Origin of the sequence: Primorskyibacter flagellatus (assembly GCF_014638275.1) — a bacterium.
Taxonomy (GTDB): Bacteria; Pseudomonadota; Alphaproteobacteria; order Rhodobacterales; family Rhodobacteraceae; genus Pseudooceanicola; species Pseudooceanicola flagellatus_A.
Window position 1 is genome coordinate 2,057,532 of record NZ_BMFJ01000001.1, and the last position, 23,311, is coordinate 2,080,842.

Annotated in this window: 22 protein-coding genes and 1 pseudogene; 10 read left to right on the forward strand and 13 right to left on the reverse strand. The window is 65.1% G+C overall.

Annotation, left to right across the window (positions count from 1 at the left end; genetic code table 11):
• Window positions 1–666: 666 nt before the first annotated feature.
• Genes IEV87_RS10170 through IEV87_RS10180 form a run of 3 tightly spaced genes read left to right on the forward strand, consistent with a single transcriptional unit; the run spans window position 667 to window position 2,669 of the window.
• Entirely contained in the window at window positions 667–873 is a 207-nt protein-coding gene (locus IEV87_RS10170) for a cold-shock protein (RefSeq protein WP_188477576.1), read from the forward strand.
• Window positions 833–1,942, forward strand: a complete 1,110-nt coding sequence (locus IEV87_RS10175; RefSeq protein ID WP_308419890.1) for a fatty acid desaturase — start codon at window positions 833–835, stop codon at window positions 1,940–1,942. Before IEV87_RS10170 ends, IEV87_RS10175 begins: the two co-directional genes overlap by 41 nt.
• 49 nt (window positions 1,943–1,991) lie before the next feature.
• Window positions 1,992–2,669 (forward strand): hypothetical protein, encoded by a 678-nt coding sequence (locus tag IEV87_RS10180; RefSeq protein WP_188477577.1) that lies wholly within the window; start codon window positions 1,992–1,994, stop codon window positions 2,667–2,669.
• 202 nt (window positions 2,670–2,871) lie between these two features.
• Here the strand turns inward: IEV87_RS10180 and IEV87_RS10185 are convergent, their stop codons facing one another.
• Together IEV87_RS10185 and IEV87_RS10190 are read right to left on the reverse strand one after the other, a co-directional pair.
• Window positions 2,872–3,975 (reverse strand): sensor histidine kinase, encoded by a 1,104-nt coding sequence (locus IEV87_RS10185; protein ID WP_188477578.1) that lies wholly within the window; start codon window positions 3,973–3,975, stop codon window positions 2,872–2,874.
• On the reverse strand, window positions 3,976–4,248 hold the full coding sequence (locus IEV87_RS10190) for a hypothetical protein (protein ID WP_188477579.1): 273 nt from the start codon (window positions 4,246–4,248) through the stop codon (window positions 3,976–3,978).
• 374 nt (window positions 4,249–4,622) lie between these two features.
• On the opposite strand from IEV87_RS10190, the gene IEV87_RS10195 reads away from it, so the two are divergent.
• From IEV87_RS10195 to IEV87_RS10210, 4 genes and pseudogenes are all read left to right on the forward strand, one after another.
• Window positions 4,623–4,829, forward strand: a complete 207-nt coding sequence (locus IEV87_RS10195) for a cold-shock protein (RefSeq protein ID WP_188477580.1) — start codon at window positions 4,623–4,625, stop codon at window positions 4,827–4,829.
• Window positions 4,830–4,891: 62 nt separating this feature from the next.
• Window positions 4,892–5,068 carry a hypothetical protein gene (locus IEV87_RS10200; RefSeq protein WP_229737518.1) on the forward strand — a complete coding sequence of 59 codons (177 nt, stop codon included), beginning with the start codon at window positions 4,892–4,894 and terminating at the stop codon, window positions 5,066–5,068.
• Window positions 5,069–5,470: 402 nt separating this feature from the next.
• A complete protein-coding gene (locus IEV87_RS23075; RefSeq protein ID WP_373284041.1) occupies window positions 5,471–5,788 on the forward strand; it encodes a response regulator in 318 nt (105 codons plus the stop codon).
• A 63-nt stretch (window positions 5,789–5,851) separates the two neighbouring features.
• A pseudogene (locus IEV87_RS10210) lies at window positions 5,852–6,286 on the forward strand (IS3 family transposase); the annotation flags it as partial.
• Between the two features lie 271 nt (window positions 6,287–6,557).
• Here IEV87_RS10210 and putA read toward each other — a convergent pair.
• Complete coding sequence (putA, locus tag IEV87_RS10215) at window positions 6,558–10,355, reverse strand: bifunctional proline dehydrogenase/L-glutamate gamma-semialdehyde dehydrogenase PutA (protein ID WP_229737520.1); 3,798 nt, start codon at window positions 10,353–10,355, stop codon at window positions 6,558–6,560.
• Between the two features lie 233 nt (window positions 10,356–10,588).
• Here putA and IEV87_RS10220 point away from each other — a divergent pair, with 233 nt between their 5' ends.
• Together IEV87_RS10220 and IEV87_RS10225 are read left to right on the forward strand one after the other, a co-directional pair.
• Window positions 10,589–11,071 carry an Lrp/AsnC family transcriptional regulator gene (locus IEV87_RS10220; protein ID WP_188477583.1) on the forward strand — a complete coding sequence of 161 codons (483 nt, stop codon included), beginning with the start codon at window positions 10,589–10,591 and terminating at the stop codon, window positions 11,069–11,071.
• 101 nt (window positions 11,072–11,172) lie between these two features.
• Window positions 11,173–12,021: a fumarylacetoacetate hydrolase family protein gene (locus tag IEV87_RS10225; protein ID WP_188477584.1), complete on the forward strand. Its 849-nt coding sequence runs from the start codon at window positions 11,173–11,175 to the stop codon at window positions 12,019–12,021.
• A 264-nt stretch (window positions 12,022–12,285) separates the two neighbouring features.
• Here the strand turns inward: IEV87_RS10225 and IEV87_RS10230 are convergent, their stop codons facing one another.
• From IEV87_RS10230 to hmgA, 9 genes are all read right to left on the reverse strand, one after another.
• Window positions 12,286–13,308 (reverse strand): extracellular solute-binding protein, encoded by a 1,023-nt coding sequence (locus IEV87_RS10230; protein WP_188477585.1) that lies wholly within the window; start codon window positions 13,306–13,308, stop codon window positions 12,286–12,288.
• Window positions 13,309–13,337: 29 nt separating this feature from the next.
• Window positions 13,338–14,150 carry an ABC transporter permease gene (locus tag IEV87_RS10235; protein ID WP_188477586.1) on the reverse strand — a complete coding sequence of 271 codons (813 nt, stop codon included), beginning with the start codon at window positions 14,148–14,150 and terminating at the stop codon, window positions 13,338–13,340.
• On the reverse strand, window positions 14,143–15,030 hold the full coding sequence (locus IEV87_RS10240; protein ID WP_188477587.1) for an ABC transporter permease: 888 nt from the start codon (window positions 15,028–15,030) through the stop codon (window positions 14,143–14,145). Before IEV87_RS10240 ends, IEV87_RS10235 begins: the two co-directional genes overlap by 8 nt.
• Before the next feature lies 1 nt (window position 15,031).
• Complete coding sequence (locus IEV87_RS10245) at window positions 15,032–16,090, reverse strand: ABC transporter ATP-binding protein (RefSeq protein WP_188477588.1); 1,059 nt, start codon at window positions 16,088–16,090, stop codon at window positions 15,032–15,034.
• 290 nt (window positions 16,091–16,380) lie between these two features.
• Complete coding sequence (locus IEV87_RS10250) at window positions 16,381–16,572, reverse strand: DUF2783 domain-containing protein (RefSeq protein ID WP_188477589.1); 192 nt, start codon at window positions 16,570–16,572, stop codon at window positions 16,381–16,383.
• Complete coding sequence (locus IEV87_RS10255) at window positions 16,572–18,185, reverse strand: FAD-dependent oxidoreductase (protein WP_188477590.1); 1,614 nt, start codon at window positions 18,183–18,185, stop codon at window positions 16,572–16,574. Before IEV87_RS10255 ends, IEV87_RS10250 begins: the two co-directional genes overlap by 1 nt.
• A gap of 181 nt (window positions 18,186–18,366) precedes the next feature.
• Window positions 18,367–19,317, reverse strand: a complete 951-nt coding sequence (locus tag IEV87_RS10260; protein WP_188478403.1) for an MBL fold metallo-hydrolase — start codon at window positions 19,315–19,317, stop codon at window positions 18,367–18,369.
• A gap of 74 nt (window positions 19,318–19,391) precedes the next feature.
• A complete protein-coding gene (fahA, locus tag IEV87_RS10265) occupies window positions 19,392–20,645 on the reverse strand; it encodes a fumarylacetoacetase (RefSeq protein WP_188477591.1) in 1,254 nt (417 codons plus the stop codon).
• A 91-nt stretch (window positions 20,646–20,736) separates the two neighbouring features.
• Complete coding sequence (gene hmgA / locus IEV87_RS10270) at window positions 20,737–22,098, reverse strand: homogentisate 1,2-dioxygenase (protein ID WP_188477592.1); 1,362 nt, start codon at window positions 22,096–22,098, stop codon at window positions 20,737–20,739.
• 116 nt (window positions 22,099–22,214) lie between these two features.
• On the opposite strand from hmgA, the gene IEV87_RS10275 reads away from it, so the two are divergent.
• Window positions 22,215–22,712 carry a MarR family winged helix-turn-helix transcriptional regulator gene (locus IEV87_RS10275; RefSeq protein WP_188477593.1) on the forward strand — a complete coding sequence of 166 codons (498 nt, stop codon included), beginning with the start codon at window positions 22,215–22,217 and terminating at the stop codon, window positions 22,710–22,712.
• 249 nt (window positions 22,713–22,961) lie between these two features.
• Here IEV87_RS10275 and IEV87_RS10280 read toward each other — a convergent pair whose 3' ends face one another.
• On the reverse strand, window positions 22,962–23,309 hold the full coding sequence (locus IEV87_RS10280) for a VanZ family protein (protein ID WP_229737521.1): 348 nt from the start codon (window positions 23,307–23,309) through the stop codon (window positions 22,962–22,964).
• Between the last annotated feature and the right edge of the window lie 2 nt (window positions 23,310–23,311).

The following is a 23,311-nucleotide window of genomic DNA, read 5'->3' on the forward strand; positions in this document are numbered from 1 at the left end:
TCACCACGCGAGAGATGACGGGAACGCCGTTTCAGTGTAAGCAGCGGCGGCAGATCGGCAGCGCAGTTCGAGGTACGAATGTCCGCGTTTTCGATATCTACTCCGAGCACCTTTTCCATGCTCTTGAGTGCCGCCACTTGGCCGACATACGCCACCCGACGACAGTCGAGCCTTGAGACTTGGCCTGCACGAAGCTCGGGTTATTGGGGCTTCACGTTATCCTTGTGCGAACCAGTTGGTCCGGGGTCGCCGCCGAGCGCATGATATGCCGGGTCAGCCCAGGCGGTCCCGGGGCAACGTGACCCGTCACATTATTGGATCGGGTCCCGCCGATAGCGGGGTCCCCCCTACGTGATTTGGGAAAACGGTTCGTCACGGCCAAGTGCGGCTATACAAGCCGCCTGCCCACGCGGCAGAACAATGACGTTACTTTCCAAGTGGGGTTGCGTGAAAGTTTTGTCAATAGCACCGCCCCAAAAAGAAAGGAAATTTCTGAACATCAAGGCTTCCCTTGTATTCGGCTCTGCGAAGGCGCATGTAAGAAGAGCTAACGTTTTTTCTCTGCGACCCGCTGCTTCCGTTCTTCCGGCTTCAGTCGATCTCTCAGTCTGACTTTGCCGGGCTGCCGCATTGTGCGGGCAGCATCCAGAACAGGAGACCACGGATATGGCCAATGGCACCGTGAAATGGTTCAACACAACTAAAGGCTTCGGCTTCATCGAGCCGGAATCGGGCGGCAAGGACGTCTTCGTCCACATGTCGGCCGTCGAGCGCTCGGGCCTGACCGGCCTTGCCGATGGGCAAAAGGTGACCTTCGACGTAGAGGCCGGTCGTGACGGCCGCGAAAGCGCGATCAATCTCGCGGCTGTTTGACCACGCAGAACGGGCGCTCCAACGCGAGCGCCCGGACACCGTGGATACACCCCGTTCCGACCGCGAAATCCCTGACGATGCACACCAGTGGTCGCGCATCCTGATACGGTACCGCGAGCCCCGGACAGTGCGCAGCGTCCGTGAACTGGTCGTGACGCTTGTTCCGCTTCTCGCCATATGGACCCTTGCCTGGTGGGCCTTGACCTATAGCGCGGCGCTGACTGTGCTGCTCGCTCTGTTCAACGCGGCATTCCTTGTGCGGCTCTTCATGATCCAGCACGATTGCGGTCATGGCTCTTTCTTTCACAGCAAACGGCTGTGCAAATGGGTTGGACGCGCAATCGGCGTGATAACCCTCACGCCCTATGACGTCTGGCGCCAGACCCACGCGGTGCACCACGCCTCCACAGGCAACCTTGACCGGCGCGGGATGGGCGACCTTCCGACCATGACGGTTGCAGAATATCGCGCGAAAAGCAGACCTGATCGGGCCCTATATCGCCTTGTCCGCCATCCGGTGTTTATCTTTGGTGTGGCGCCGTTCTATATCTTCTTTCTTCAGAACCGGCTCCCGGTCGGCCTCATGCGGTCCGGTTGGAAATACTGGTTCAGTGCCATGGCGACTAACGCTGTTATTGCCGCAATCCTCACCACGGTCGTCTGGTTCGGCGGCTGGCAACCGGTGGTCCTTGTCTTCTTTCCGACGATTTTTCTCGCAGCGATGATTGGCATGTGGTTCTTCTACATCCAGCACCAGTTCGAGCACACGTCCTGGAGTGATGATAGTGATTGGGACATCCAGACAGCGGCCCTCAAGGGAAGTTCATACTACGACCTTCCACCCATCCTGCGGTGGTTTTCGGGAAACATCGGCGTCCATCATGTCCACCATCTTGCAAGCCGGATCCCGTTCTACCGTCTGCCCGAAGTCCTTCGGGACCACGACGCGCTCACGACTATGAACCGTGTGACTTTGCTGGAAAGCTTCGCCTGCGCGCGACTTGCGCTCTGGGACCAGAGCGAGCGTCGGCTCGTAACGTTCGCCGAAGCACGACGTGTGACGGCGTGATTCCTGCACGTGTTCAACGATCCATTCATCCTACCCGGAGAAAGCCATCATGAAACCTATCAGCACCAACGCACGCACGGCCACCGGCCGCGAGCTTTTCAGGGACAAACCCAAAAAGAAACCAGCCCCCAAAACGTCTGACGCTACAATTGCGATCCAACGGGGAGAGCACGGTCGCTACCAGGTAAAGTCCGGGTACATGTCCGGCGAATTCGTCGCCCGTGCCTTTCCGAAAGCCCCTTCGAACGCCCGCGGCCTGATTGCCGAAGCGACAGGCGAGACCGAGGAAGCGGCGATTGCCGCTCTGCACGACATCATCGATGCACGAGAAACCCGACGACGCGCAGATCGTCGCGTCGACCCACAGACCGGTATTTCGATCCCGAGCAATGAGGAATATGCTGAAGCGCTCGATCAGGTCGCCTTGACGCGCCCGCAACGGGCAATGCTGACAACCCTGGCTCTGGCCGGCGATGACGGATTGACAGATGCTGGTTTGGCTCGGTCTGCCGGTTACAAATCTCGGGCGGCAGCCAATCGAGCCTTCACCAACGCAGGGAAGCTGATCGCCAACTACCTTGATGTTCAGACATCATCCGAGAGCCGTCCAAATGAATCCGGGGACGCGTATTTCCTGGGGTATCGGGGTCCTCAGAGGAACGAAGATGATCCGGGGAACTGGATACTCCACGCAGAAGTGCGCTATGCCGTCAGGATCGGAATGTAAGGCCGTCGGCCAGAACATCATCCAGACGCTTTAGCGACCTAATGCTGAATCGGCGCTCCACAATGTGAAGTTGTTTGGATCGACAGCGTTTTGATGCTGAGCCCAACCAGCATTTGTGTATGAGACGTCTTTTTCTTAGATGCCGCTTCGCGTAGCAATCGGCCCTGTCCAAACAATGGGGTCTGTCCGGGATTCCGTCCCGTTATTCACGGGCCTTGCCAGGCATCCGGAACGTGAAGCAAATAATCTCATCGCATGTGACGTCGATGGTGCCACCATGAGCCTTGGCGATTTCAGAGGCGATGTAGAGGCCCAGACCGAGCCCTTGCTTGCCGGCAGCGCCGTTTCGCTCGAACGGATCAAACAACTTTGCCATGGACGCGGCCGGAATGGGCTCTCCATTGTTGCAGACGGCAATCTCAAGGTGCCCGGGCTCTGGTGTCGTTACATCGAGCGTCACAGGGTGCGCCGGGTCGCCGTGCACGAGCGCATTGCCAAGCAGGTTCGAAACGAGTTGGCCAATCCGCCATGTGTCGCAATTGACCGGTTCGGTGATCGCCAAATCGAGTTCTATCTCGCGCATCGGGTCGACGGACTTCAGTTCCTCCACCGCCTGGACGATCGCGCTTTCAAGGTCGCCATTGCCTATGTCCAGTTCGATCCCGCCACCCAGTCGGTTGCGGGCGAAATCCAGCACGTTGTCGATCAGGCGCGACATGCGCTGCACGCTGCCCTGCATCAGAAGGAGCAGTTCCGCTTTTTTCACTTCATCGAGGTCGCGAGACAGCATCCGGATGGCCGACGACATCGACGCCACTGGGTTTCGCAGGTCATGGCCCAGAACGGCCACGAATTGTTCGCGCAGTTCGCCGTGGTCCTGTTCTGCGGACAGCCGGGTCTCGGCTGAGGCACGCGCGTCGATAAGTTCGCGTTCGTATTCACGGCGCGCGGCGGCCTGGACCAGAACTAGGCACGTGATGCGGGACACCCCGTCGCCGTGGGTATTTGCGCTCATCATCACTGGGGTTGTGGTTCCGTCCTTTGCGGCAAGGTCAAGACTGACCCCCGAGACATCCTGTTGCAGTCGAAGGAGCGGCAGAAGGCTGGTTTCGAAAACGACGCTGCTGGCATGGCTGAAGATCGACGTCACAGGCTGCCCGGCGAAGTCGTCGGGCGCCACGGCAACCCAGTCGGACAGCGTCCTGTTCGCGGACATCACCTGACCGAGTTCGTCGATCAGGACGAACCCGCAGGGCGCATTGTCAAACAGTTCGCGGGTCGGCGCCGCCTCGCCATCCGCAGGCATTCAGAGGAAACCCCGCATGGCAGCGACAATTTGTTCCGGCGCGCTGAAATGCGGACAGTGGCCCTTCGCGTCAACCACGACCAGCGAACTGACTGGGACCACATCGCGGACGTATCCCGCCAATGAGGCGTAACGGTCACGATCACAGGCAGACTTATCCGTCCCAGCTGCGCCCACGTCGTCAAAGGTCATCACACCGAAGTCGTTGTCGAAGCTTGGCGCAACAAACCGCCACAGCGTCTGGTCGCACCCGAAACCGTGCGCGAACACCATATGTCGGCCACTGGCCCACGCAGGTCTCACGTTGTGTCGCGTCAGTGCGGACAAGGGCACTCCGTTCTTCGATAAGTATGGCATGGTCGCGACCAACTGTGTCGAGCGGTACCTCAAGAGTCCATGGTAGCCCCGCTGACGCAGGATGATGTGGTTTAGTTTTCTGTCGCTCAGTCTATGGCGCGTCGCGATTTATCTGGGCCGTCAGGCAGATCGACATTGCAAATAGGCACGGTCGCCCTCATATATGGTGAGCTTACGTTTATCTTCTCGAACCTCTGCCTCCGACAAGACGGCTCTCAGTTGATCGATCAGGACCGACTGTGCCGGGCTGCCGCATTCTGCGGGCAGCACTTATTTTGGAGAACACGGATATGGCCAATGGCACCGTGAAATGGTTCAACGCAACTAAAGGTTTCGGCTTCATCGAGCCCGAAACAGGCAGCAAGGATGTCTTCCTGCATATATCCGCCGTGGAACGCGCGGGTCTGACCCGTATCGAAGATGGTCAGAAGGTGACTTTCGACGTCGAAGCTGGTCGTGACGGTCGCGAGTCCGCTGCCAACCTGGCTCTCGCTTGAAGCGGTCCCTTCAGGACCTCATTCAAGGCGTCCCCCCGCAGCGTGGCAACGGGGGACGCTACTTGAAAGCGGAGGGCACATTCAAGGACATGCCCGAGCAACCCCGCACGCAGCTGGATAAGACCACGGCAGCGGCGAAATTGATCCTTGAAGAAGAGGCGCGGGAACGCGCTGCCAAAGGCGAACGTCTGAAAGCCGCGAGAGCTGCGCGAGATGCGGGCGCGAAGAACGATGAGTGAAATCGCCGAAGTCGTGACGGAGCCGGCGTTGAACCCAAGTGACAGGCTTGTAACCACAACACCCGATTACCGTGGCATGGACCTTAGCTGGCGAGAGTTTTTCGTGAAGCTGGGCGACGGACGCCTGCTGGCATCCCAATCTGATCCTTGTTGAAGCAGCGCCTCTTGGACGCGCGAGGCCTTGTGTCGGCGGCAGTTCCGTGTGGCAGCGCGACAGTTCTGTCATCGCGCGTGATTTCGCTGTCTACTAAGGAACCAAGACCCCAATTGACCTGTTGATGACGTAGGGTCTCGTGTCCACCGCTTAGCGGCGCGCTTCCAATTCAGCGAAAGGTGCGTGCCATGGATCGAAACTCACGGTCATTCGAAATCCTGCTTGTCGAGGATGACGCGATAATCCGGATGGACCTTTCTCTGTGTCTTTTCGACTTGGGGCATTCCGTCCGCGAGGCAGCAGATGCAGACAAAGCGGTCGCCTTGATTTCGGACGGCATAGATTTCGACTTTCTGGTCACTGACATCGACATGCCTGGCTCTATGGACGGGCTGGCCTTGGCGAGATATGTCAGGGACATGGGGACTGGCTGCCATATTGTGGTAATTTCCGGCGGCACCCATCTTGCACCAATGGACCTTCCGCCGGGAAGCCTTTTCCTGCGCAAGCCTTTGATTTTGCACGATTTGAAAGCCGCTTTGAGCAAGTTCGAAGCCAGGCATTGAGGACGTTCCCGTGCCGTAATTTCCCGAACTAACATAGTCAAATGCAATCAAGTCAACTGACGCGTTACGGCCGAAATCTTTTTTTGGCGCATTGTCGGCTGGTTGATGCAGAGCCGTCAGACGACCGATGTCGTGCTGCAAGCGCTTTTGATGGCGACATGGCGGAGAAAGCCAAGAGAAAAGGTTCTGATTCACTCGGACCAAGGCAGCCAGTTCACCAGCATGGACTGGGCCGCGTTCCTGCGGGCACACAATCTGGAGCACTCGATGAGCCGCCGCGGGAACTGCCACGACAATGCAGTAGCCGAGAGCTTCTTCAACCTGCTCAAGCGCGAGCGGATCAGGCGTCGGACCTACCGAACGCGCGCGGAGGCAAGGCTGGACATGTTCGACTACATCGAGGTGTTCTACAACCCGAAGCGCAAGCACACCCGGAATGAAATGCTTTCACCCGTCGACTTCGAACGGCAGCAGAAACTGAGACACGAAGGCGTCTAAGTAACGCGGGGCTATTCAATGCTGCATTCTTAGTTGTCGTAAATAGCTCATTTCGCGCGGCGGACCGGATTATTTTTAGATCGAAAAACAAAGGCGCTAATGGCTTCGTACCTTGAACCAGACGATCGTGCACGGCGCAGCGAATGGCAGCACCCCGCCCTTCGACAACGTCTCTCCTCTCCCGTACGTGTGGCCGGCCGCGATTAACCACATCACCGCCCACTGCATCGTCGCCCATTCGGTCCCCCGCTCCGAAACCCAGCCCCATCCCCTACCCCGCCTTCGCCAGCAGCGTCGCGTTCCCCCCGGCCGCCGTCGTGTCGATGCAGACCGCGCGTTCGTGGGCATAGGCCGCCGGGTCCAGCGGGGCGGTGATGAGGGGGAGGATCGGGCCCTCGCGCTGCGCCAGTTGCGCACGCAGGGCGGGGTCGGCTGCGGCGACGGCGTTGAGAGGCAGGGTCCGCAGCGCCTCGGGCGGGACGGTGCCTGACAGGGCCCGCAGCGGGATGTCGGCGCGCAGCAGGGCGGACAGGACCTCCGGCGCGGCGGGGGCGACGGCCAGCACCGCGTTGTCGGTGCCAAGCGCCTGGACGACCTGCGCCAGCAGCGTCTCCGCATCCGGGCCGAGGCAGAGCACCCGGCCCCGTGCGACCAGGCTCAGCCGGTTGGATTCGCCGGTCGGCCCCGGAAGGTCCAGCGGCCCCATGTCGAGCGCGGCGACCGCGCTCATTGCCTCTGCCGCCGCGCCTCGCAGCAGGGCGCGCAGGGTGGAGATGCGGTCGCCACGCTTGGCCCAGGCGGAGGGAGAAAGCGCGTCGAGGGCGGAGGTGAGCATGGCCGTGGGGATGGCCTCCGCCTGCGTCGCCTCGGGGGTGGCGGCGACGGGCGCGCGGCGGAAGCGCGACAGGTAAAGCGGACCGCCCGCCTTGGGTCCGGTGCCGGAGAGCCCCTCCCCCCCGAAGGGCTGGGAACCGACCACCGCGCCGATCTGGTTGCGGTTCACGTAGAGGTTGCCGACATGCAGCGCGTCGACCACCTGCTGCACGCGGGAGTCGATCCGCGTGTGCAGCCCGAAGGTCAGGCCGTAGCCCTTCGCGTTCACATCGGCGATCACCCGATCCAGCTGGTCCGCATCGAAGCGGGCGACGTGCAGGACGGGGCCGAAAATCTCACGATCCATCTCCGCGATGCCGGAGACGCGGAAGACATGGGGGGCGACGAAGAGCCCGTCCTGCGGCGCGTCGAGCCGCTTGATGAGCCGGCCTTTCCCTTCCATGTCAGCGCAGTAGGCGGCGATGGTGTCGCGGGCCTCGGCGTCGATGACGGGGCCGGTGTCGGTCGACAGGTGCCAGGGATCGCCAATCGTCAGGCTGTCCATCGCGCCCGAGAGCATCTCGATCACCTTCTCCTCCACGTCGCGCTGGACGTAGAGGATGCGCAGCGCGGAACAGCGCTGCCCGGCGCTCTGGAAGGCAGAGGCGAGGATGTCGCGCACGGCCTGTTCCGGCAGGGCGGTGGAGTCCACGACCATGGCGTTCAGCCCGCCGGTTTCCGCGATCAGCATGGCCTCGGGGGCGGTCTGCGCGAGCTGACGGTTGATGATCTGCGCGACCTCGGTCGAGCCGGTGAAGCAGACCCCGGTGATGCGCGGATCGGCCGTGAGCGGGGCGCCGACCGAGGGGCCGTCGCCGGGCAGGAGGTGCAGCACTTCGACGGGAACCCCGGCCTCGTGCATCAGGGCCGTGGCGCGGGCGGCGATCAGCGGGGTCTGCTCGGCCGGCTTGGCGATGACGGCGTTGCCGGTGACCAGCGCGGCGGCGATCTGACCGGTGAAGATGGCGAGCGGGAAGTTCCAGGGGCTGATGCAGGCGATCACGCCGCGGGCGATGGTGTCCCTTTCGGCGCGGGCGGCCTGATTAGCATAGTAGCGCAGGAAATCAACGGCTTCGCGGATTTCCGCGACACCGTCGGAGAGCGTCTTGCCCGCCTCACGCGTGCAGAGCGCCAGCAGTTCGGGCGTGTGGGTTTCGTAAAGGTCCGCCGTGGCGCGCAGAATGTCGGCGCGGGTGGCAACCGGGGTGGCGGCCCAGCCGGGCTGGGCAGCGGCGGCGGTGGAAATGGCGGCGTGGACCATCCATTCAGAGGTTTCAGATACCTGTCCGACGATATCAGTACTGTCGGCGGGGTTGACCACGTTGCGGGTCATTTTTCCGATCCCCGCCTGCCACTGGTAACCTTTTGCGAAGGGTTTTCTGCCAGTCTCGATGTCGGAAAGGTCGCGCGGGTCGGTCAGGTCCCACCCCTTCGCGGCCGTTCTGCCCGCGCCGTAGATGGCGGCTGGATGGGCGATGGCCGGGTTGGGCGCGCCGTCGCAATGGGCAAAGGGATCGCGGGCGATCGTCTCCGGCGCGACGGCGTCGTCGACGATCTGGTGCACGAAGGAGGAGTTGGCGCCGTTTTCGAGCAGGCGGCGGACGAGATAGGCGAGAAGGTCACGATGCGCCCCGACCGGGGCGTAGATGCGGCAGCGGGTGCCGTGGGTCTTGAGGACGGCGTCATGCAGGGCTTCGCCCATGCCGTGGAGGCGCTGGAATTCGAAGGTATCTTCGGGCGCGCCCGTGGCGGCGGCTCCGGGGTCGGAGGGTTCGCCCCTGGCGACAGGTCCGGCGGTGGCCCCGTCCGTGGCGACGGGCCCCGTGGTGGCGGGTCCGGTGGCGGCGGGTCCGTCCGTGCCGGCGGCTCCGGTGATGGGCGGGCCATTGGCGGCACTTCCGGTGGCGGCGGGATGGTTCGCAGGGTCGACCGGCTCCGCGACGGCGCGGGGCTTTGCATTGTCCCCGCGGGCCATGTGCAGGATGGCGGCGACGGTATGGGCGTTGTGCGTGGCGAACTGCGGGTAGATGCGGTCGCGCATGTCCAGGAGCTTGCGGGCGTTGGCGATGTAGCTGACATCGGTGTTGGCCTTGCGGGTGAAGACCGGGAAACCGGAGAGGCCGAGGACCTGGGCGCGCTTGATCTCCGTGTCCCAGTAGGCGCCCTTGACGAGCCGGACCATGATCCGGCGGTCAAGACGGGTGGCCAGGGCATAGAGCCAGTCGAGCACGTGGGCGGCGCGGGGGCCATAGGCCTGCACCACCACGCCGAAGCCGTCCCAACCGGCCAGCGTCGGGTCGGAGAGCACGGCTTCGATCACGTCGAGGGAGAGGTCGAGGCGGTCCTGTTCCTCTGCGTCGATGTTGAAGCCGATGCCGGCGTCCTTCGCTGCGCGGGCCAGTTGCAGAGTCCGGGCAGTGAGGTCGGGCAGCATGGTGTCGGTCTTGGCGACCTCGTACCGCGGGTGCAGGGCGGAGAGCTTGACCGAGATGCCGGGGTTGGTGCGGATGTCGCCGGTGGTCGCGGCGGCGGCGATGGCGGCGATGGCCTGGGCATAGGCGCCGTGGTAGCGCATCGCGTCGTCTTCGGTGCGGGCGGCTTCGCCGAGCATGTCGTAACTGTAGGTGAAGCCCTGCCTTTCGCGGGTCTTGGCGCGGGTCATCGCCTCGCGGATGTCGCGGCCAAGGACGAACTGCGATCCCATCTCGCGCATGGCACGGCCGACGGCCGTGCGGATCACGGGTTCGCCAAGGCGGCGAACCATGCCGCGCAGGGCGCCGACGACGCCGTCGTCCTCCTCATCGTCGAGCACGCGGCCGGTCAGCATCAGCGCCCAGGTGGAGGCATTGACCATGAGCGAGCCGGAGTCGCCGACATGCGCGCCCCAGTCGTGCGGCGCGATCTTGTCCTGGATCAGGTCGTCGATGGTTTCGGCGTCCGGCACGCGCAGCAGCGCTTCGGCCAGGCACATGAGGGCGACGCCCTCTTTCGTGGAAAGTCCGTATTCGGCGAGGAAGCTTTCCATCATTCCGGGCGCGGCGGCAGAGCGGACGCGGCGGATCAGACCGGCCGCATCGGCGGAGACAGCGGCGCGGTCCGTGTCGGAGAGCGCGGCCTGATCGATCAGTCGGGAGAGCGCGTCGCCCTCGGGACCGAGGGTGGCGGCGCGGAGGGCAGTGCGGATGTCCGTGAGCATGAGGGGCTCCTTCTCGTTGATCGGGCTCGTTGGTCGGGCGGGCTGGCCGGCGTGTCCGGCGGGGCGGTCTGGCGGCGCCGGTATTTGGCGGGGCGGGTGTCTGTCGGGTGTCGGTCTGGTATCGCTTTGGGGCATCATACACCGGGATTTGAGGTGTTGCGTTTCTGTAAACCTGACCGTTCGCAGGCCAAAATTCCTTTTATTCGGGATGATTTCAGGTCATATGACCTATCATGAACGACATTTCCGACGATCTGGACCGCATCGACCGCCGTATCCTGGCCGCTTTGGCCAAAGACGCGCGTCTGTCCCTGGCGGCACTGTCGGAGAAGGTCGGGCTGTCCAAGACACCGGTCGCCGCGCGGCTCAAGCGGTTGGAAACAGAGGGGTATATCCTCGGTTACCACGCGGCGCTGGACGCGGAACGCCTGGGTCTGGCGCAGGTCGCCTTCGTGCAGGTCACGCTGTCGGGGACCACGGCGCCGCAGCTTGAGGCGTTCAATCACGCGGTCCGGGAGGCGCCTGAGATCGAGGCCTGCCACATGATCGCGGGGGGATTCGATTACCTGCTGAAGATCCGGACCCGCGACGTGGCGGCCTATCGCCGGGCGCTGACCGACCTGATCGCGCATCTTCCGCATGTGGCGCAGACCTCGACCTTCATGGCGATGGAGGTGGTGAAGGACGGCACGCCGGTGATCCCCCGCGCCCGCTGAGTACGGCGTCAGGGGCCGGGGCGAGTTGCGCCCGCCGGCGGGGCATGTATCACTCCGCCCTGACAGGCGCCGGACGACGGCCCCGACAGGAGGAGGATTTCATGCGGTTTTTTGCGTTCACGCGGGACGGGGTTGCGGGGCTGGCGGTGCGAACGGACACCGGGCTGGCGGGGCTGATGGCGGAGGATGCCTCCTACACTGGGTCGCTGGACGACCTGATCCGATCGGGCAGGCTGGCGGCGGCGGGCAAGGTGTTGGCGGCGGGCGATGCGATCGACGAGGCCTCTGTTACCCCCGCACTGCCGTTCCGGCGGGCGGGGAAGGTTCTGTGCGTCGGGCTGAACTACGCCGACCACGCGGCCGAGACGAACCACGCGCCGCCGCCCTATCCCACGGTCTTCGTGCGCTTCAACGACAACCTGGTCGCGCATGAGGGGGCGCTGGTGAAGCCGGCGGCGTCGGAGCAGTTCGACTACGAGGGCGAGATGGTGGCGGTGATCGGCAAGCGGGGCCGGTCGATCCCGAAGGCGCAGGCGCTGGCCCATGTCGCGGGGTACACCCTGTTCAACGACGGATCGATCCGGGATTTCCAGATGGCGACGCCGCAGTGGACGCTGGGCAAGAACTTCGATGCGACCGGGGCCATGGGGCCGGATTTCGTGACGGCGGACATGCTGCCCGAGGGGGCCTCGGGCCTCGCGATCCGGACGCGGCTGAACGGGGAGGTCGTGCAGGAGTCCAACACCGCGCAGCTGATCTATGACGTGGCAACGCTGGTGGAGAAACTGTCGGCCGTGATGACGCTGGAGGTCGGCGACCTGATTGTCACCGGCACGCCCGCCGGGGTCGGGATGGCGCGGAAGCCTCCGCTCTGGATGAAGGCCGGGGATGTGGTGGAGGTCGAGGTCGAGGGGATCGGGGTGCTGCGCAATCCGGTGGTGGCGGAGTGAGGCCGGGTCGGGTCCTGCTCTGGCGGTGATGACCCCCTCCCTGGCCCTCCCCCTGCAGGGGGAGGGGAGTGCGTCTGGTGGATGTTTGGACTGGCGAGGAGCGGGGTTCCCCTCACCCTGACCCTCTCCCCCGGGGGGAGAGGGAACCTGTTGCGCTAAGCGGTTTCTGACGTGCTTTTGCCGGGGGCCTGCGCTTGGCGTCCCAAGGGCGGCTCCCTCTCCCCGCGGGGGAGAGGGATGGGGTGAGGGGGCTGCCCCCTGCCCTTACTTCTGAAGTTCGGTCCAGATGGCGTTGTAGTATTCCTTCGCCTCGTCCGAGCAGGCCGGGTTGAACTTGCCCGCGGCCTTTAGTTCCTCCGGCACGACGATCTCGGGCGCGTCCTTCATTTCGGGCGGCATGAAGGCCTCGGACCCGTCGATGCCGTTGGCGTAGCGGGCGAAGGCGGAGATCATGGCGGCGTTTTCCGGGTCCATGATGAAGTTCACGAAGAGCTTCGCGTTGTCGGGGTTCTGCGCGTCGGCGAGGATGCCGACGTTGTCCATCCAGACGATGTAACCTTCCTTGGGATAGCCATAGGCCACGTCGGGGTTGTTTTCCCGTGCGCGGAAGGTCGATCCGTTCCAGTTGACCGTCGCCACGACGTCGCCGTTCGACAGCTTTTCGGTCATGCCGTAGTCCATCGACAGCCATTTGGCCTTGGCGGCGACCAGCGCATCGCGGGCCTTTTTCAGGTCGTCCTTGTTGGTCGAGCAGGGTTCACCGCCGACATACATCAGGGCGAGCGAGACGACGTCCTGCATCTCGGGCACGACATTGACCTTGCCTTCAAGCTCCGGCGGCGGGTTCAGCCAGATGTCGGAGGTGTTGATGTCCCCGCCATAGGCCGAGGTGTTCACCGCCACGCCGGTTGTGCCCCACTGCCAGGGCACGGTGTATTCGCGCATCGGGTCCCAGTCGACCTCTTTCCAGTTGGCGGAGATGTTCTTGTAGTTCTCCATCTCCGGGATGCCGGGCTTCATGAGAAGGCCCTTTTCGATGTAGGTCGGGACGTAGCTGTGGGTCGGGACGACGATGTCGAAGCCGTGCCCGCCCGCCTCGATCTTGGCGAGAGCGGTGGTGTTGGAATCGAAGTCGGTGATCGTGACCTCGACGTCGAATTCCTTCTCGAACTTCTCGATCAGCTCGGGGCTGGTGTAGTTGCCCCAGTTGTAGATGTTCAGCTTGCCCTCCGCCGTGGCGGCGGTGGCCGCCGCGATGGCAAGCGCGGATGTCAGAACCAGTTTCATGTGTCACTCCTAGTTGGTCGGTACGGGGTTCATCCCCGCTTTCTGGTGAGCAGGAAGAAGGCCGTCAGCAGCAGTACTGTCAGCCCGAGCAGCGCCGTGGAGATCGCGTTGACCTCGGGCGTGACCGCGCGGCGCAGCTGACCCAGCATGTAGGTCGGCAGCGTATCCTGTCCGGCGGATTTGACGAACTCGGTTATGATGACGTCATCGAGCGAGATGACGAAGGAGAGCATGGCCCCCGCCGCGATGCCCGGCGCCATGAGCGGCAGGGTGATGCGGCGGAAGGTCTGGAACGGGGTGGCATAGAGGTCCGCCGCCGCGCGTTCCAGCGTCAGGTCCATACCTTCCAGGCGGGCGCGGATCGGCAGGTAGGCGAAGGGCACGCAGAAGGCCGAATGCGCGAGGATCAGGTAGGCGAGCCCTGTGTAGCCGGTCGCTTTCTTTATCGCGGCGAAAAAGATCAGGAGCGCAACGGCGGTGACGATTTCGGGCACCATCAGGGGCTGGTTGATCATCACGTAGACGAAGGTCTGGCCCTTGAACTTCTTGCGCCGCGTGGTGCCGAGCGCGGCGAGGGTGGCGAGGGTCGAGGCGATCAGCGCGGCGGAGACGGCGATGACGAGGGAGCGCACCGTCGCCTCCTGCACCGTGTCGTTTTCCCAGGCGATGGCGTACCAGCGAAAGGAGAACCCGCCCCAGAGCGCGACGGAGTTCGACGCGTTGAAGGAGTAGATCACCATGGTGATGATCGGCACGTAGAGCAGCACGAAGGCGAGGATGGCGATGGTGGCGAAGCCCGGCATCGCGGTGATGGAGAAGGGTTTCGCACGGCGTTCAGACATTCTGCCGATCCTCCGAGGAGGTCACGCGGACATAGGCCAGCAGGGCGGCCATCACGATGAAGAGGAGCAGCATGGAGAGCGCCGCGCCGAGCGGCCAGTTGCGCCCCTGCCCGAACTGAAGGTCGATGAAGTTGCCGATCATCATGTTCTTGCCACCGCCGAGGATGCGCGGTGTCACGTAGGCCCCGAGCGAGGGCACGAAGACGAGGATGGAGCCCGCGACGATACCCGGGCGCACGATCGGTACGATGATCCGGCGCAGGACCAGCAGGCGGGAGGCGTAAAGGTCGTAGGCGGCCTCGATCAGGCGGAAGTCGAAGCGGTCGATGGCGGCGAAGAGCGGCAGCACCATCAGCGGCAGGTAGACATAGGCCATGCCGATCAGGACGGCTCCGTCGGTGTAGAGGATCTGGATCGGGGCGTCGATCAGGCCGAGCCATTGCAGGAAGGAGTTGAGAAGGCCCTGATTCCGGATCACCTCGAGAATGGCGAAGGTGCGGATCAGCAGGTTGGTCCAGAAGGGGATGGTGATCAGGAACAGCCACATCGCCCGCCGGTTCGGGGGCTGGGTGGCGATGAACCAGGCGGTCGGGAAGCCGATGACGAAGGTGACGAGCGTGGTCAGGAGGGAGAGCTTCACCGAACGCCAGAGGATCGTCAGATGCGCGTCGGCGGCTGAGACGGTGTCGTCGAAGATGTCGCGTTCGAAGAAGACGCGGAACCAGGCCTCGGTCGTGAAGGACCATTCCACGCCCGAGAAGTCGCCGGGTTCGAGGAAGGAATAGACCGCGACGATCAGCAGCGGCCCCGCCGCGCCGACCACCAGCAGGATCAGCGCGGGAAGGGAGAGGAGCCAGCCGTTCCTCGCGGACTGGTTCATGTCAGCCCTCCTCCAGCACCTGCACCGATCCCGGCACGGGGGCGAGGCGCAGGGTCTGGCCCGCGCTCAGCCCGACGTCGCCGGAGGGCGGGGATTGCAGGCGGGCGACCAGATCGGTGCCGTCGCCGAGCCGCAGGTGACAATGCGTGTCGGTGCCGAAATAGACCGTCTGGGTCAGGGTGGCGGTGAGCGGGCCGTCGTCGGCGATGCGGATCTGTTCGGGGCGGATGGCGAGGGTCACGGGCCCCTGCCCCGCCCCCGGGACAGCGAGGGTTTCGCCGGTGGCGATGCGGACGGTGTCACCGGCGGCGGTGCCGGTGAGGAAGTTGGTTTCGCCGATGAAATCCGCGACGAAGCGGTTGACGGGTCCGTTGTAGATCTCCCTCGGGCCTCCGACCTGCTGGAGCTTGCCGGCCTTCATCACGCCGATGCGGTCGGACATGGTCAGCGCCTCCTCCTGATCGTGGGTGACGAAGACGAAGGTGATGCCGGTTTCGGTCTGGAGCCGCTTGAGTTCCAGCTGCATCTCCTTCCTCAGCTTCAGGTCGAGGGCGGAGAGCGGTTCGTCGAGCAGCAGAACCTCGGGCTCCGGAGCCAGCGCGCGGGCGAGTGCCACGCGCTGCTGCTGGCCGCCGGAGAGCATGGCGGGCTTGCGTTCGGCCATCTGATCCAACTGGACGAGGCGCAGCATGTCGGTCACGCGGGGGGCGATTTCGGACTTCGGGCGGCCAAGCATTTCGAGGCCGAAGGCGATGTTGCGGGCGACGGAGAGGTGGGGGAAGAGCGCGTAGCTTTGAAACACCGTGTTGACGCGGCGCCTGTTGGGCGGGATCGCGGTGATGTCCTTTCCCGAGAGCAGGATCTGACCGGAGGTCGGGGTTTCGAACCCGGCGATCAGGCGGAGGAGAGTCGTCTTGCCGCAGCCGGAGGGTCCGAGGAGGGTGAAGAACTCTCCTTTGCGGATCGACAGGGAGACATCATCCAGCGCCTTCACGGCGTACTGCCCCTGCCCGTAGTGGCGGGCGGCATTGACGGCTTCGACGGCGGTATCTGTGGTCACATGGCACCTCCGGAGGTCAGTAGAGCGCAGGAACTGTGCGGTTTCAACCTTTTAGGCCGCGGGTGCGGGAGGGTGACGCTACGTGCGCCTGCGGGGTGGACCGTATCGGTGTCGGGGTGCCCCCTCACCCTAACCCTCTCCCCCCGGGGGAGAGGGAACCTGTGGCGCGGGGGGATCGGACGTCGCGCCCTCGCACACCCTGCCCCTGTCGACTCCTTGAACACCCTCCCCCTGTCGCCCCCTCCCTGACCTGCAGGGGGAGGGGATGAGTTGCGCGGGGTGGCTGGGTGTCAGACCTCGCGGGCGGCGGCGAGGGCCTCGGTCAGGACCTCGGCATCGCCGATGTGGTTGGCGAGCAGCAGGATCAGGCGGGCGTTCAGGGCTTCGCTTTCCTCGTCGGTGAGGCCTTCGTGGGTGCGGATCAGCTCTGCGTAGAACTGGTCGGGGGCGGTGATGTTGGGGCGGGTGTTGAGCTTGGCCATCAGGTGTCCTCCCGGCAGGTGGTGCGGCGCAGGGCGCGGCGGACGGCGGTGTCGTCGTAGGTGGCTGCGCGATATACGACGTGCTGGTCTGGGCGGATCAGGTAGACCGCCGATGCGGCCTGTCCGAGGTAGCGGGCTGCGAGCGCCCCCGTCGGATCGTCGGCGGCCGACAGCGCGAGGCGGCGGATGGTGATGCCGTCGGCCAGCGTGTCCGGTGCCCCGGCGTCGATGGTCAGCAGGGTGAAGCCGTCGCGCAGGCGGTCGAGCAGGTAGCCGTCTCCGAGCGGTGCATCCGGACAGGCGGAGCCGGGGCGGGTTCTGGCGGGGCCGCCGGGCAGATCGTCGGCGCCGGTCAGGGACAGGCCGTCATAGGTGCAGGGCACCGACAGGCGGCCGGAATTGACCAGCGGGCGGGCAAAGTCGTACCGCCCGGCGAGGCGAAGGACGGCATTGCGGAAGGTATGGCTGACCCGCGACTTCGGCGTGATGAAATCGGTGGAGCGCGTGGAGTTGAGGATGTTTTCGTCGGCCGCGTGACGGCGTTCCTCGTCATAGCTGTCGAGCAGGGTGTCGGGGGCTTCCTCCCGGATCACCATGGCGAGTTTCCAGCCGAGGTTGTCGGCGTCCTGGATGCCGGAATTGGCCCCGCGCGCACCGAAGGGGCTGACCTGATGCGCCGAGTCCCCGGCAAAGATCACCCGGTCGTGGCGAAAACGGGTCATGCGACGGCACTGGAAGGTGTAGACGGAGGTCCAGACGAGGTCGTAGCCCACATCCGGGCCGAGCATGGCGGTGAGGCGGCGTCTGACGTTCTCCTCCCGCAGTTCCTCGGTCCGGTCGATGTCCCAGCCGATCTGGAAGTCGACGCGCCAGACCCCGTCGGGCTGGCGGTGGAGCAGCGTGGAGGCCCCGGCCCTGTGCGACGGTTCAAACCAGAACCAGCGTTCGGTCGGGAAGTCGGCGGTCATGGTGATGTCGGCGATCAGGAAGTTGTCCTGAAAGACCCGGCCGTCGAAGTCGAGCCCCATCATCCGGCGGATCGGAGAGGAGGCGCCGTCGCAGGCCACCAGCCAGTCGGTTTCGATCTCGCAGGGGCCGTCCGGCGTGGTGACGGTGAGCGTCGTGTGGTCCGGCTGGCGGTCGATCTGCGTGACCCGGTTGCCGCCGCGCAGGTCGATCGGCGCGCCTTCGGCCTGGGCCGTGCGGATGCGGTCGACAAGGAAGCGTTCGACGTGGAACTGCTGGAGGTTGATGAAGGCGGGGAAGCGGTGGCCGTCCTCGGGCAGGAGATTGAATTCAAAGACCTTGCGGTCCTCGTGGAAGACCTTGCCGAGGTTCCAGACGACCCCCTTGTCCAGCATCGGCGCGGCGGCGCCGTAGCGGTCGGCAATCTCGAGCGTACGCTTGGCGAAGCAGATGGCGCGGGAGCCTTCCCCGACGCCCTCCTGATCGTCGAGCAGCAGGACCGGCACGCCGCGCAGGCCGAGGTCGAGTGCTGTGGCGAGGCCGACGGGGCCTCCGCCGACCACGGTGACGGGATGGCGTCGGGGGGAGGCCGCGTCCTGGTCGGGGTGCCGGGCGTAGGGGTAGAGGCGGTCGGTGCGGTCTGGCATGTGCGTTCGGGCCTGTGGCCCCCCTCGTTGCGGGCCTGTGCCCCCCTCCCTGACCCTCCCCCTCAAAGGGGGAGGGGATTGTGTTGTGCGGGGTGGATCGGTTGCGCGCGATCCCCCTCACCCTGGCCCTCTCCCCCGGGGGGAGAGGGAAGCCGTCGCGCGGGGTGACAGGCGGCGCGCCCTAGCCCTGCAGCTGGTCCCACATCTCCCTGTCGCGCTCCGCCGTCCAGATGCGGGGTGTGTCGATGCCGCGGGCCTCGTCATAGGCGCGGGCGACGTTGAAGGGCAGGCAATGTTCATAGATCGCGTAGTCCGCGAATTTCGGGTCGCATTCGGCGCGCACGGCCTCCCAGGCCTCCTTGAGCGTGCCGCCGCGGGCGGCGACCTTCTGCACGGGGCGATAGGTGGAGCGGATGAAATCCTTGGTGTTCGCGATGGCCTCCGCCACCCTGTCGGCACCGATGAGCGCGTCGCCCCGGCCCGGTGCGATGGCCCTGGGATCGTAGGCGGCGACGGCGTCGAGCGTGGCGGGCCAGTCGGTGAAATGCCCGTCACCGCAGTAGCAGGCGGAGTGGTATTCGACGATGTCGCCGGTGTACAGCACCTCTTCGTCGGGCACCCAGACCACCGCGTCACCGGCGGTGTGTGCACGTCCGACCTGGGCGATGTCGACCCGGCGGGTGCCGAGCCAGACGGTCATGGAGCCGGTGAAGGTGGTGGTGGGCCAGGTGAGGCCGGGGATCTCCTCGTGCCCCTGGAAGAGACGCGGGAAGCGGGCGAATTCGCTGTCCCAGTCTTCCTGTCCGCGCTCGGCGACCATGGCGCGGGTGGTGGCGGACATGATGACCTCTCGCGCGCCATAGGCGGCTGCGCCGAGCACGCGGACGGCGTGGTAGTGGGTCAGCACGAGATGGGAGATCGGCTTGTCGGTGACGGAGCGCACGCAGTCGATCACCTTCCGGGCAAGGCGCGGGGTGGCCTGGGCCTCGACGATCATGACGGAGTCATCGCCGACGATGACGCCGGTGTTAGGATCGCCTTCCGCGGTGAAGGCATAGATGTCGCGGCCGACCTCGGTGAAGGAAACGGTCTTTTCGGTGAGGTCGCCTGCGGAGGCAAAGCCTTTCATGATGTGCCTTTCTCGGGTCGTGGGGCCGGTGGCGGGGTCGTGCGCCTCCGGCGGGGATATTTCGGGCAAGATGACTGTCAGACGTCGGGCGCGGGCAGGACCTGTCCCGCGCAGTCGCCGAAGCCGATGCGGTAGCCGTCGCCCCGCGCCGCGCCGCGCAGGGTGACGGTGTCGCCGTCCTCGAGAAACGCGCGGGTGTCTCCGGTGTCGAGCGGGATCGGTTCCTTCCCGCCCCAGCTGAGTTCCAGCAGGGCGGCGCGCTGGTGCTTTTCAGGGCCGGAGATGGTGCCGGAGCCCAGCAGATCGCCAACCCGCATCGGACAGCCGGAGGTCGTGTGATGGGTCAGTTGCTGGGCGGAGTTGTAGTAGAGGTATTTCGTGTTCGACCGGCAGATCACGGTTTCGTCCGCCCCGTCCGGGGCGAGGGTGACGGAGAGGTCGATGTCGTAGGCGGAGTCCCCTTTCGCGTCGAGGTAGGGGAGCAGGTCGCGGGAGCGCTCCGGGGGCGGGCAGCGGAACGGGGCGAGCGCGGCGGCGGTGACGATCCAGGGGGAGATGGTGGTGGCTGTGGCCTTGGCCTGGAAGGGGCCGAGGGGCTGGGCCTCCCACCTCTGGATGTCGCGGGCGGACCAGTCGTTGAGCAGGACGTAGCCGAAGATCATCTCCCCGGCCCGCTTCAGGGAGATCATGCCGTCCGAGGGCTGGCCCACGATGGCGCCGAATTCCAGTTCGAAGTCGAAGCGTTTCGAGGCGCCGAAAACCGGCAGTTCGCGGGTCGGCAGCTGGCCAAGCGGGCGGCGCACCGGCGTGCCCGAGACCACGACCGACGAGGCGCGCCCGTTGTAGCCGATCGGCATGGAGAGCCAGTTGGCCGAGAGCGGATCGCCGTCTGGACGGAAGATCCGCCCGACATTTTCCGCGTGATGGCGGCCGGAGTAGAAGTCGGTGTATTCGCTGACCCGGAACGGCATGTGAAGGTCCACCGACCATCCGGGCACGAGCGCGGGGCGCAGCGCCGATTGGGCGCGGTCGGGGGCGTCTTCGGAGAGCGCTTCGGTCAGCATGGCGCGCAGATCGGCCCAGGTTTCCGGGCCGAGCGCCATGAAGGCGTTCCAGCTGTCCTCGCGGAAAGGATCGGGGCCGTCCTCGGTCAGGCGCAGCACGCCGGTTTCGCTCAGCGCGAAGAGGTCGAGGATGTGATCGCCGATGGCCACGCCCATGCGCCGGCCGTCGAGGTCGGGCGTGGAGAACACGCCGTAGGGCAGGTTGTTGAGCGGGAAATCCGTGTCCGGCGCATTCGCGCTCTCCACCCAGCTTCTCAGTAGCGGCATGGCTCCTCCCTGCCCTTTCATCTTGCCGGAAATATCCCGGGGGTGAATTGAGCCCGCGAGGGCTCAAGAGGGGGCAGCGCCCCCTTGCCCGTCACTTCACACCGGGCGTTCCGTCGAACTTCTTCTCGAGACTGTCCCAGCAGTCGATGTAGTTGTCCTGAAGCGGCGCCTCGGTCGCGGCGAATTCGGTCAGGTGCTGCGGGAAGCGGGTTTCGAACATGAAGGACATGGTGTTGTCGAGCTTGTGCGGCTTGAGCTCGGCGTTCGACGCGCCCTCGAACGCCTCCCGGTCGGGGCCGTGGGGCAGCATCATGTTGTGCAGCGACATGCCGCCGGGAACGAAGCCCTGCGGCTTGGCGTCGTACTGGCCGTAGATGTTGCCCATGAGCTCGGACATGACGTTCTTGTGGTACCAGGGCGGGCGGAAGGTGTTTTCGGCGACCGACCAGCGTTCGCGGAACAGGACGAAGTCGATGTTGGCGGTGCCCTCCACGCCCGACGGCGCGGTCAGGACGGTGAAGATCGACGGGTCGGGATGGTCGAAGAGGACGGCGCCGACGGGGCAGTAGGTGGTGAGGTCGTATTTCACCGGCGCATAGTTGCCATGCCAGGCGACGACGTCGAGCGGCGAGTGGCCGATCTTCGTCTCATGGAACTGGCCGCACCACTTGATGGTGAGGGTGGAGGGGGTTTCGCGGTCCTCGAACGCGGCGACCGGGGTCTTGAAGTCGCGGCGGTTGGCGAGGCAGTTGGCGCCGATCGGCCCGCGCCCCGGCAGGGCGAACTTCTGACCGTAGTTTTCGCAGACAAAGCCGCGTGCGGGGCCTTCGAGCAGTTCGACCCGGTAGACGAGGCCGCGGGGCAGGATGGCGATCTCCTGCGGGGCGAGGTCGATGATGCCGAGTTCGGTGCAGAAGCGCAGACGGCCTTCCTGCGGGACGACGAGCAGTTCGCTGTCGGCAGAGTAGAAATAGGCGTCCTGCATGGAGGCGGTGACAAGATAGATGTGGGAGGCCATGCCGAGCTGCGTGTTCACATCGCCCGCCGTGGTCATGGTGCGCATGCCGGTAAGCCAGGTCAGCGGCGTCTCTGAATGAGGGACCGGATCCCATCTGTACTGGCCGAGGGAGGTCACGTCGGCTGGCACATGCGGAGCCGTCTTCCAGTAGGGCAGGTCGATGCGTTCGTAACGGCCGGAATGCTTGACCGAGGGGCGGATGCGGTAACACCAGGTGCGTTCGTTCTGGTGGCTGGGCGCGGTGAAGGCGGTGCCGGAGAGCTGTTCGCCGTATAGGCCGTAGTTGCATTTCTGGGGCGAATTCATGCCCTGGGGGAGCGCACCGGGCAGCGCCTCCGTCTCGAAATCGTTGCCGAAGCCGGGCATGTAGCCTTCGTGCGGGCCGGTCAGGCCGGGCGCGCGGATCATGCCTTTGGGCAGGTCCTGTCGGGTCATGGGGTCCTCCTCCGCGGCGGTCTGGCGCGGGACTCAGCGTATGCGGAGAAGATTCGTTGCAAATGCTACGAGGTCAAGTTTAATCTTTCCCGGCGCCCCCTGCCGGAAGGACCGAGATGGCCGACGACCGCCCCCACTTGCCCGCGTTCGACCTTGCGGGGTTCACCCCGTACCGGCTGGCCGTCGCGGCGAAGAGGACAAGCGAGGAACTGGCGCGGCAGTACCGGGCGCGGTTCGGGATCTCGATTCCCGAATGGCGGGTGCTGGTGCATCTGGCCCATGCCGGCGATGTGTCGGTCCGCGATATAGAGGCACGGGTGGCGATGGAGAAATACGAGGTCAGCCGCGCCGCCAAGCGGCTGGCCGGGGCCGGGCTGATCGTGAAGCGCGCCCATGAAGGCGACCGGCGGCTGGTGCGGCTGGCGCTGACGGCGGAGGGGGAGGCGCTGATGCGCGACCTGCTGCCTTTGGCGCAGGCCTATCAGGAGGAAATCGACCGAAGGCTCGGCGCGGCCCTGACCGGGCTGGAGGCAGGGCTGGACCGTCTGCTGGCAGACTGGGAGATTCCGGCGACGGAAGGTGGCGGCCGGGTGTGGCATGAGCCGGAAGTGTGAGCGGGATGGTGGGGTGACGTGCTGGTGGGGTGGAACCCCACCCTACGGGAGCGTAACGAGGGTGCCTTGGGGCGGGAGCGGTTTCTTTGAGGGTAGAAGCGGTGGTGCGGGGTTCGAGAGGTTGCTTCGGGACGTCGGCGTCATCCTCGGACTTGATCCGAGGATCTCTCTGGGCGGGGGAGACTTCGGTTGGCGGGAGATCCTCGGATCAAGTCCGAGGATGACGTTGACCGCAGGGATGAGCGGCGACTACCGGCGGCGGCGCATGGCGCTCCAGTCGCGGCTGAGGGCGAGACCGGCGGCGGCTCCGATCAGGGCTCCGGCAGCGTCGGCCAGGAGGTCGGCCCATTCGCGGAAGCGGCCGACGTAGGGCTGGATGATCTCGATCGCAGCGCCGTAGGCCACGGCGGCCAGCAGCACCCACGGGATCCAGCGCGGGCGGGTGACGGACAGCGGCAGGGTCAGCAGGCCGAAGGCGACGAGGTGATGCAGCTTGTCCGAACCGCCGACCTCTATCACCACGATCGGGCGCAGGGTGAACCAGCCGATGGCGAGGGCGATCAGCAAGGTCGCGGCGAGGCTGAGGCGGTAAGGCAAGG

Bases quoted from the DNA above. Each gene is read 5' to 3' on its own strand.
- IEV87_RS10170 (WP_188477576.1), top strand. From the start codon at position 667: ATGGCCAATGGCACCGTGAAATGGTTCAACACAACTAAAGGCTTCGGC.
- IEV87_RS10180 (WP_188477577.1), top strand. From the start codon at position 1,992: ATGAAACCTATCAGCACCAACGCACGCACGGCCACCGGCCGCGAGCTT.
- IEV87_RS10185 (WP_188477578.1), bottom strand. From the start codon at position 3,975: ATGCCTGCGGATGGCGAGGCGGCGCCGACCCGCGAACTGTTTGACAAT.
- IEV87_RS10190 (WP_188477579.1), bottom strand. From the start codon at position 4,248: ATGGTGTTCGCGCACGGTTTCGGGTGCGACCAGACGCTGTGGCGGTTT.
- IEV87_RS10195 (WP_188477580.1), top strand. From the start codon at position 4,623: ATGGCCAATGGCACCGTGAAATGGTTCAACGCAACTAAAGGTTTCGGC.
- IEV87_RS23075 (WP_373284041.1), top strand. From the start codon at position 5,471: ATGGACCTTTCTCTGTGTCTTTTCGACTTGGGGCATTCCGTCCGCGAG.
- putA (WP_229737520.1), bottom strand. From the start codon at position 10,355: ATGCTCACGGACATCCGCACTGCCCTCCGCGCCGCCACCCTCGGTCCC.
- IEV87_RS10220 (WP_188477583.1), top strand. From the start codon at position 10,589: ATGAACGACATTTCCGACGATCTGGACCGCATCGACCGCCGTATCCTG.
- IEV87_RS10225 (WP_188477584.1), top strand. From the start codon at position 11,173: ATGCGGTTTTTTGCGTTCACGCGGGACGGGGTTGCGGGGCTGGCGGTG.
- IEV87_RS10230 (WP_188477585.1), bottom strand. From the start codon at position 13,308: ATGAAACTGGTTCTGACATCCGCGCTTGCCATCGCGGCGGCCACCGCC.
- IEV87_RS10235 (WP_188477586.1), bottom strand. From the start codon at position 14,150: ATGTCTGAACGCCGTGCGAAACCCTTCTCCATCACCGCGATGCCGGGC.
- IEV87_RS10240 (WP_188477587.1), bottom strand. From the start codon at position 15,030: ATGAACCAGTCCGCGAGGAACGGCTGGCTCCTCTCCCTTCCCGCGCTG.
- IEV87_RS10250 (WP_188477589.1), bottom strand. From the start codon at position 16,572: ATGGCCAAGCTCAACACCCGCCCCAACATCACCGCCCCCGACCAGTTC.
- IEV87_RS10255 (WP_188477590.1), bottom strand. From the start codon at position 18,185: ATGCCAGACCGCACCGACCGCCTCTACCCCTACGCCCGGCACCCCGAC.
- fahA (WP_188477591.1), bottom strand. From the start codon at position 20,645: ATGCCGCTACTGAGAAGCTGGGTGGAGAGCGCGAATGCGCCGGACACG.
- hmgA (WP_188477592.1), bottom strand. From the start codon at position 22,098: ATGACCCGACAGGACCTGCCCAAAGGCATGATCCGCGCGCCCGGCCTG.
- IEV87_RS10275 (WP_188477593.1), top strand. From the start codon at position 22,215: ATGGCCGACGACCGCCCCCACTTGCCCGCGTTCGACCTTGCGGGGTTC.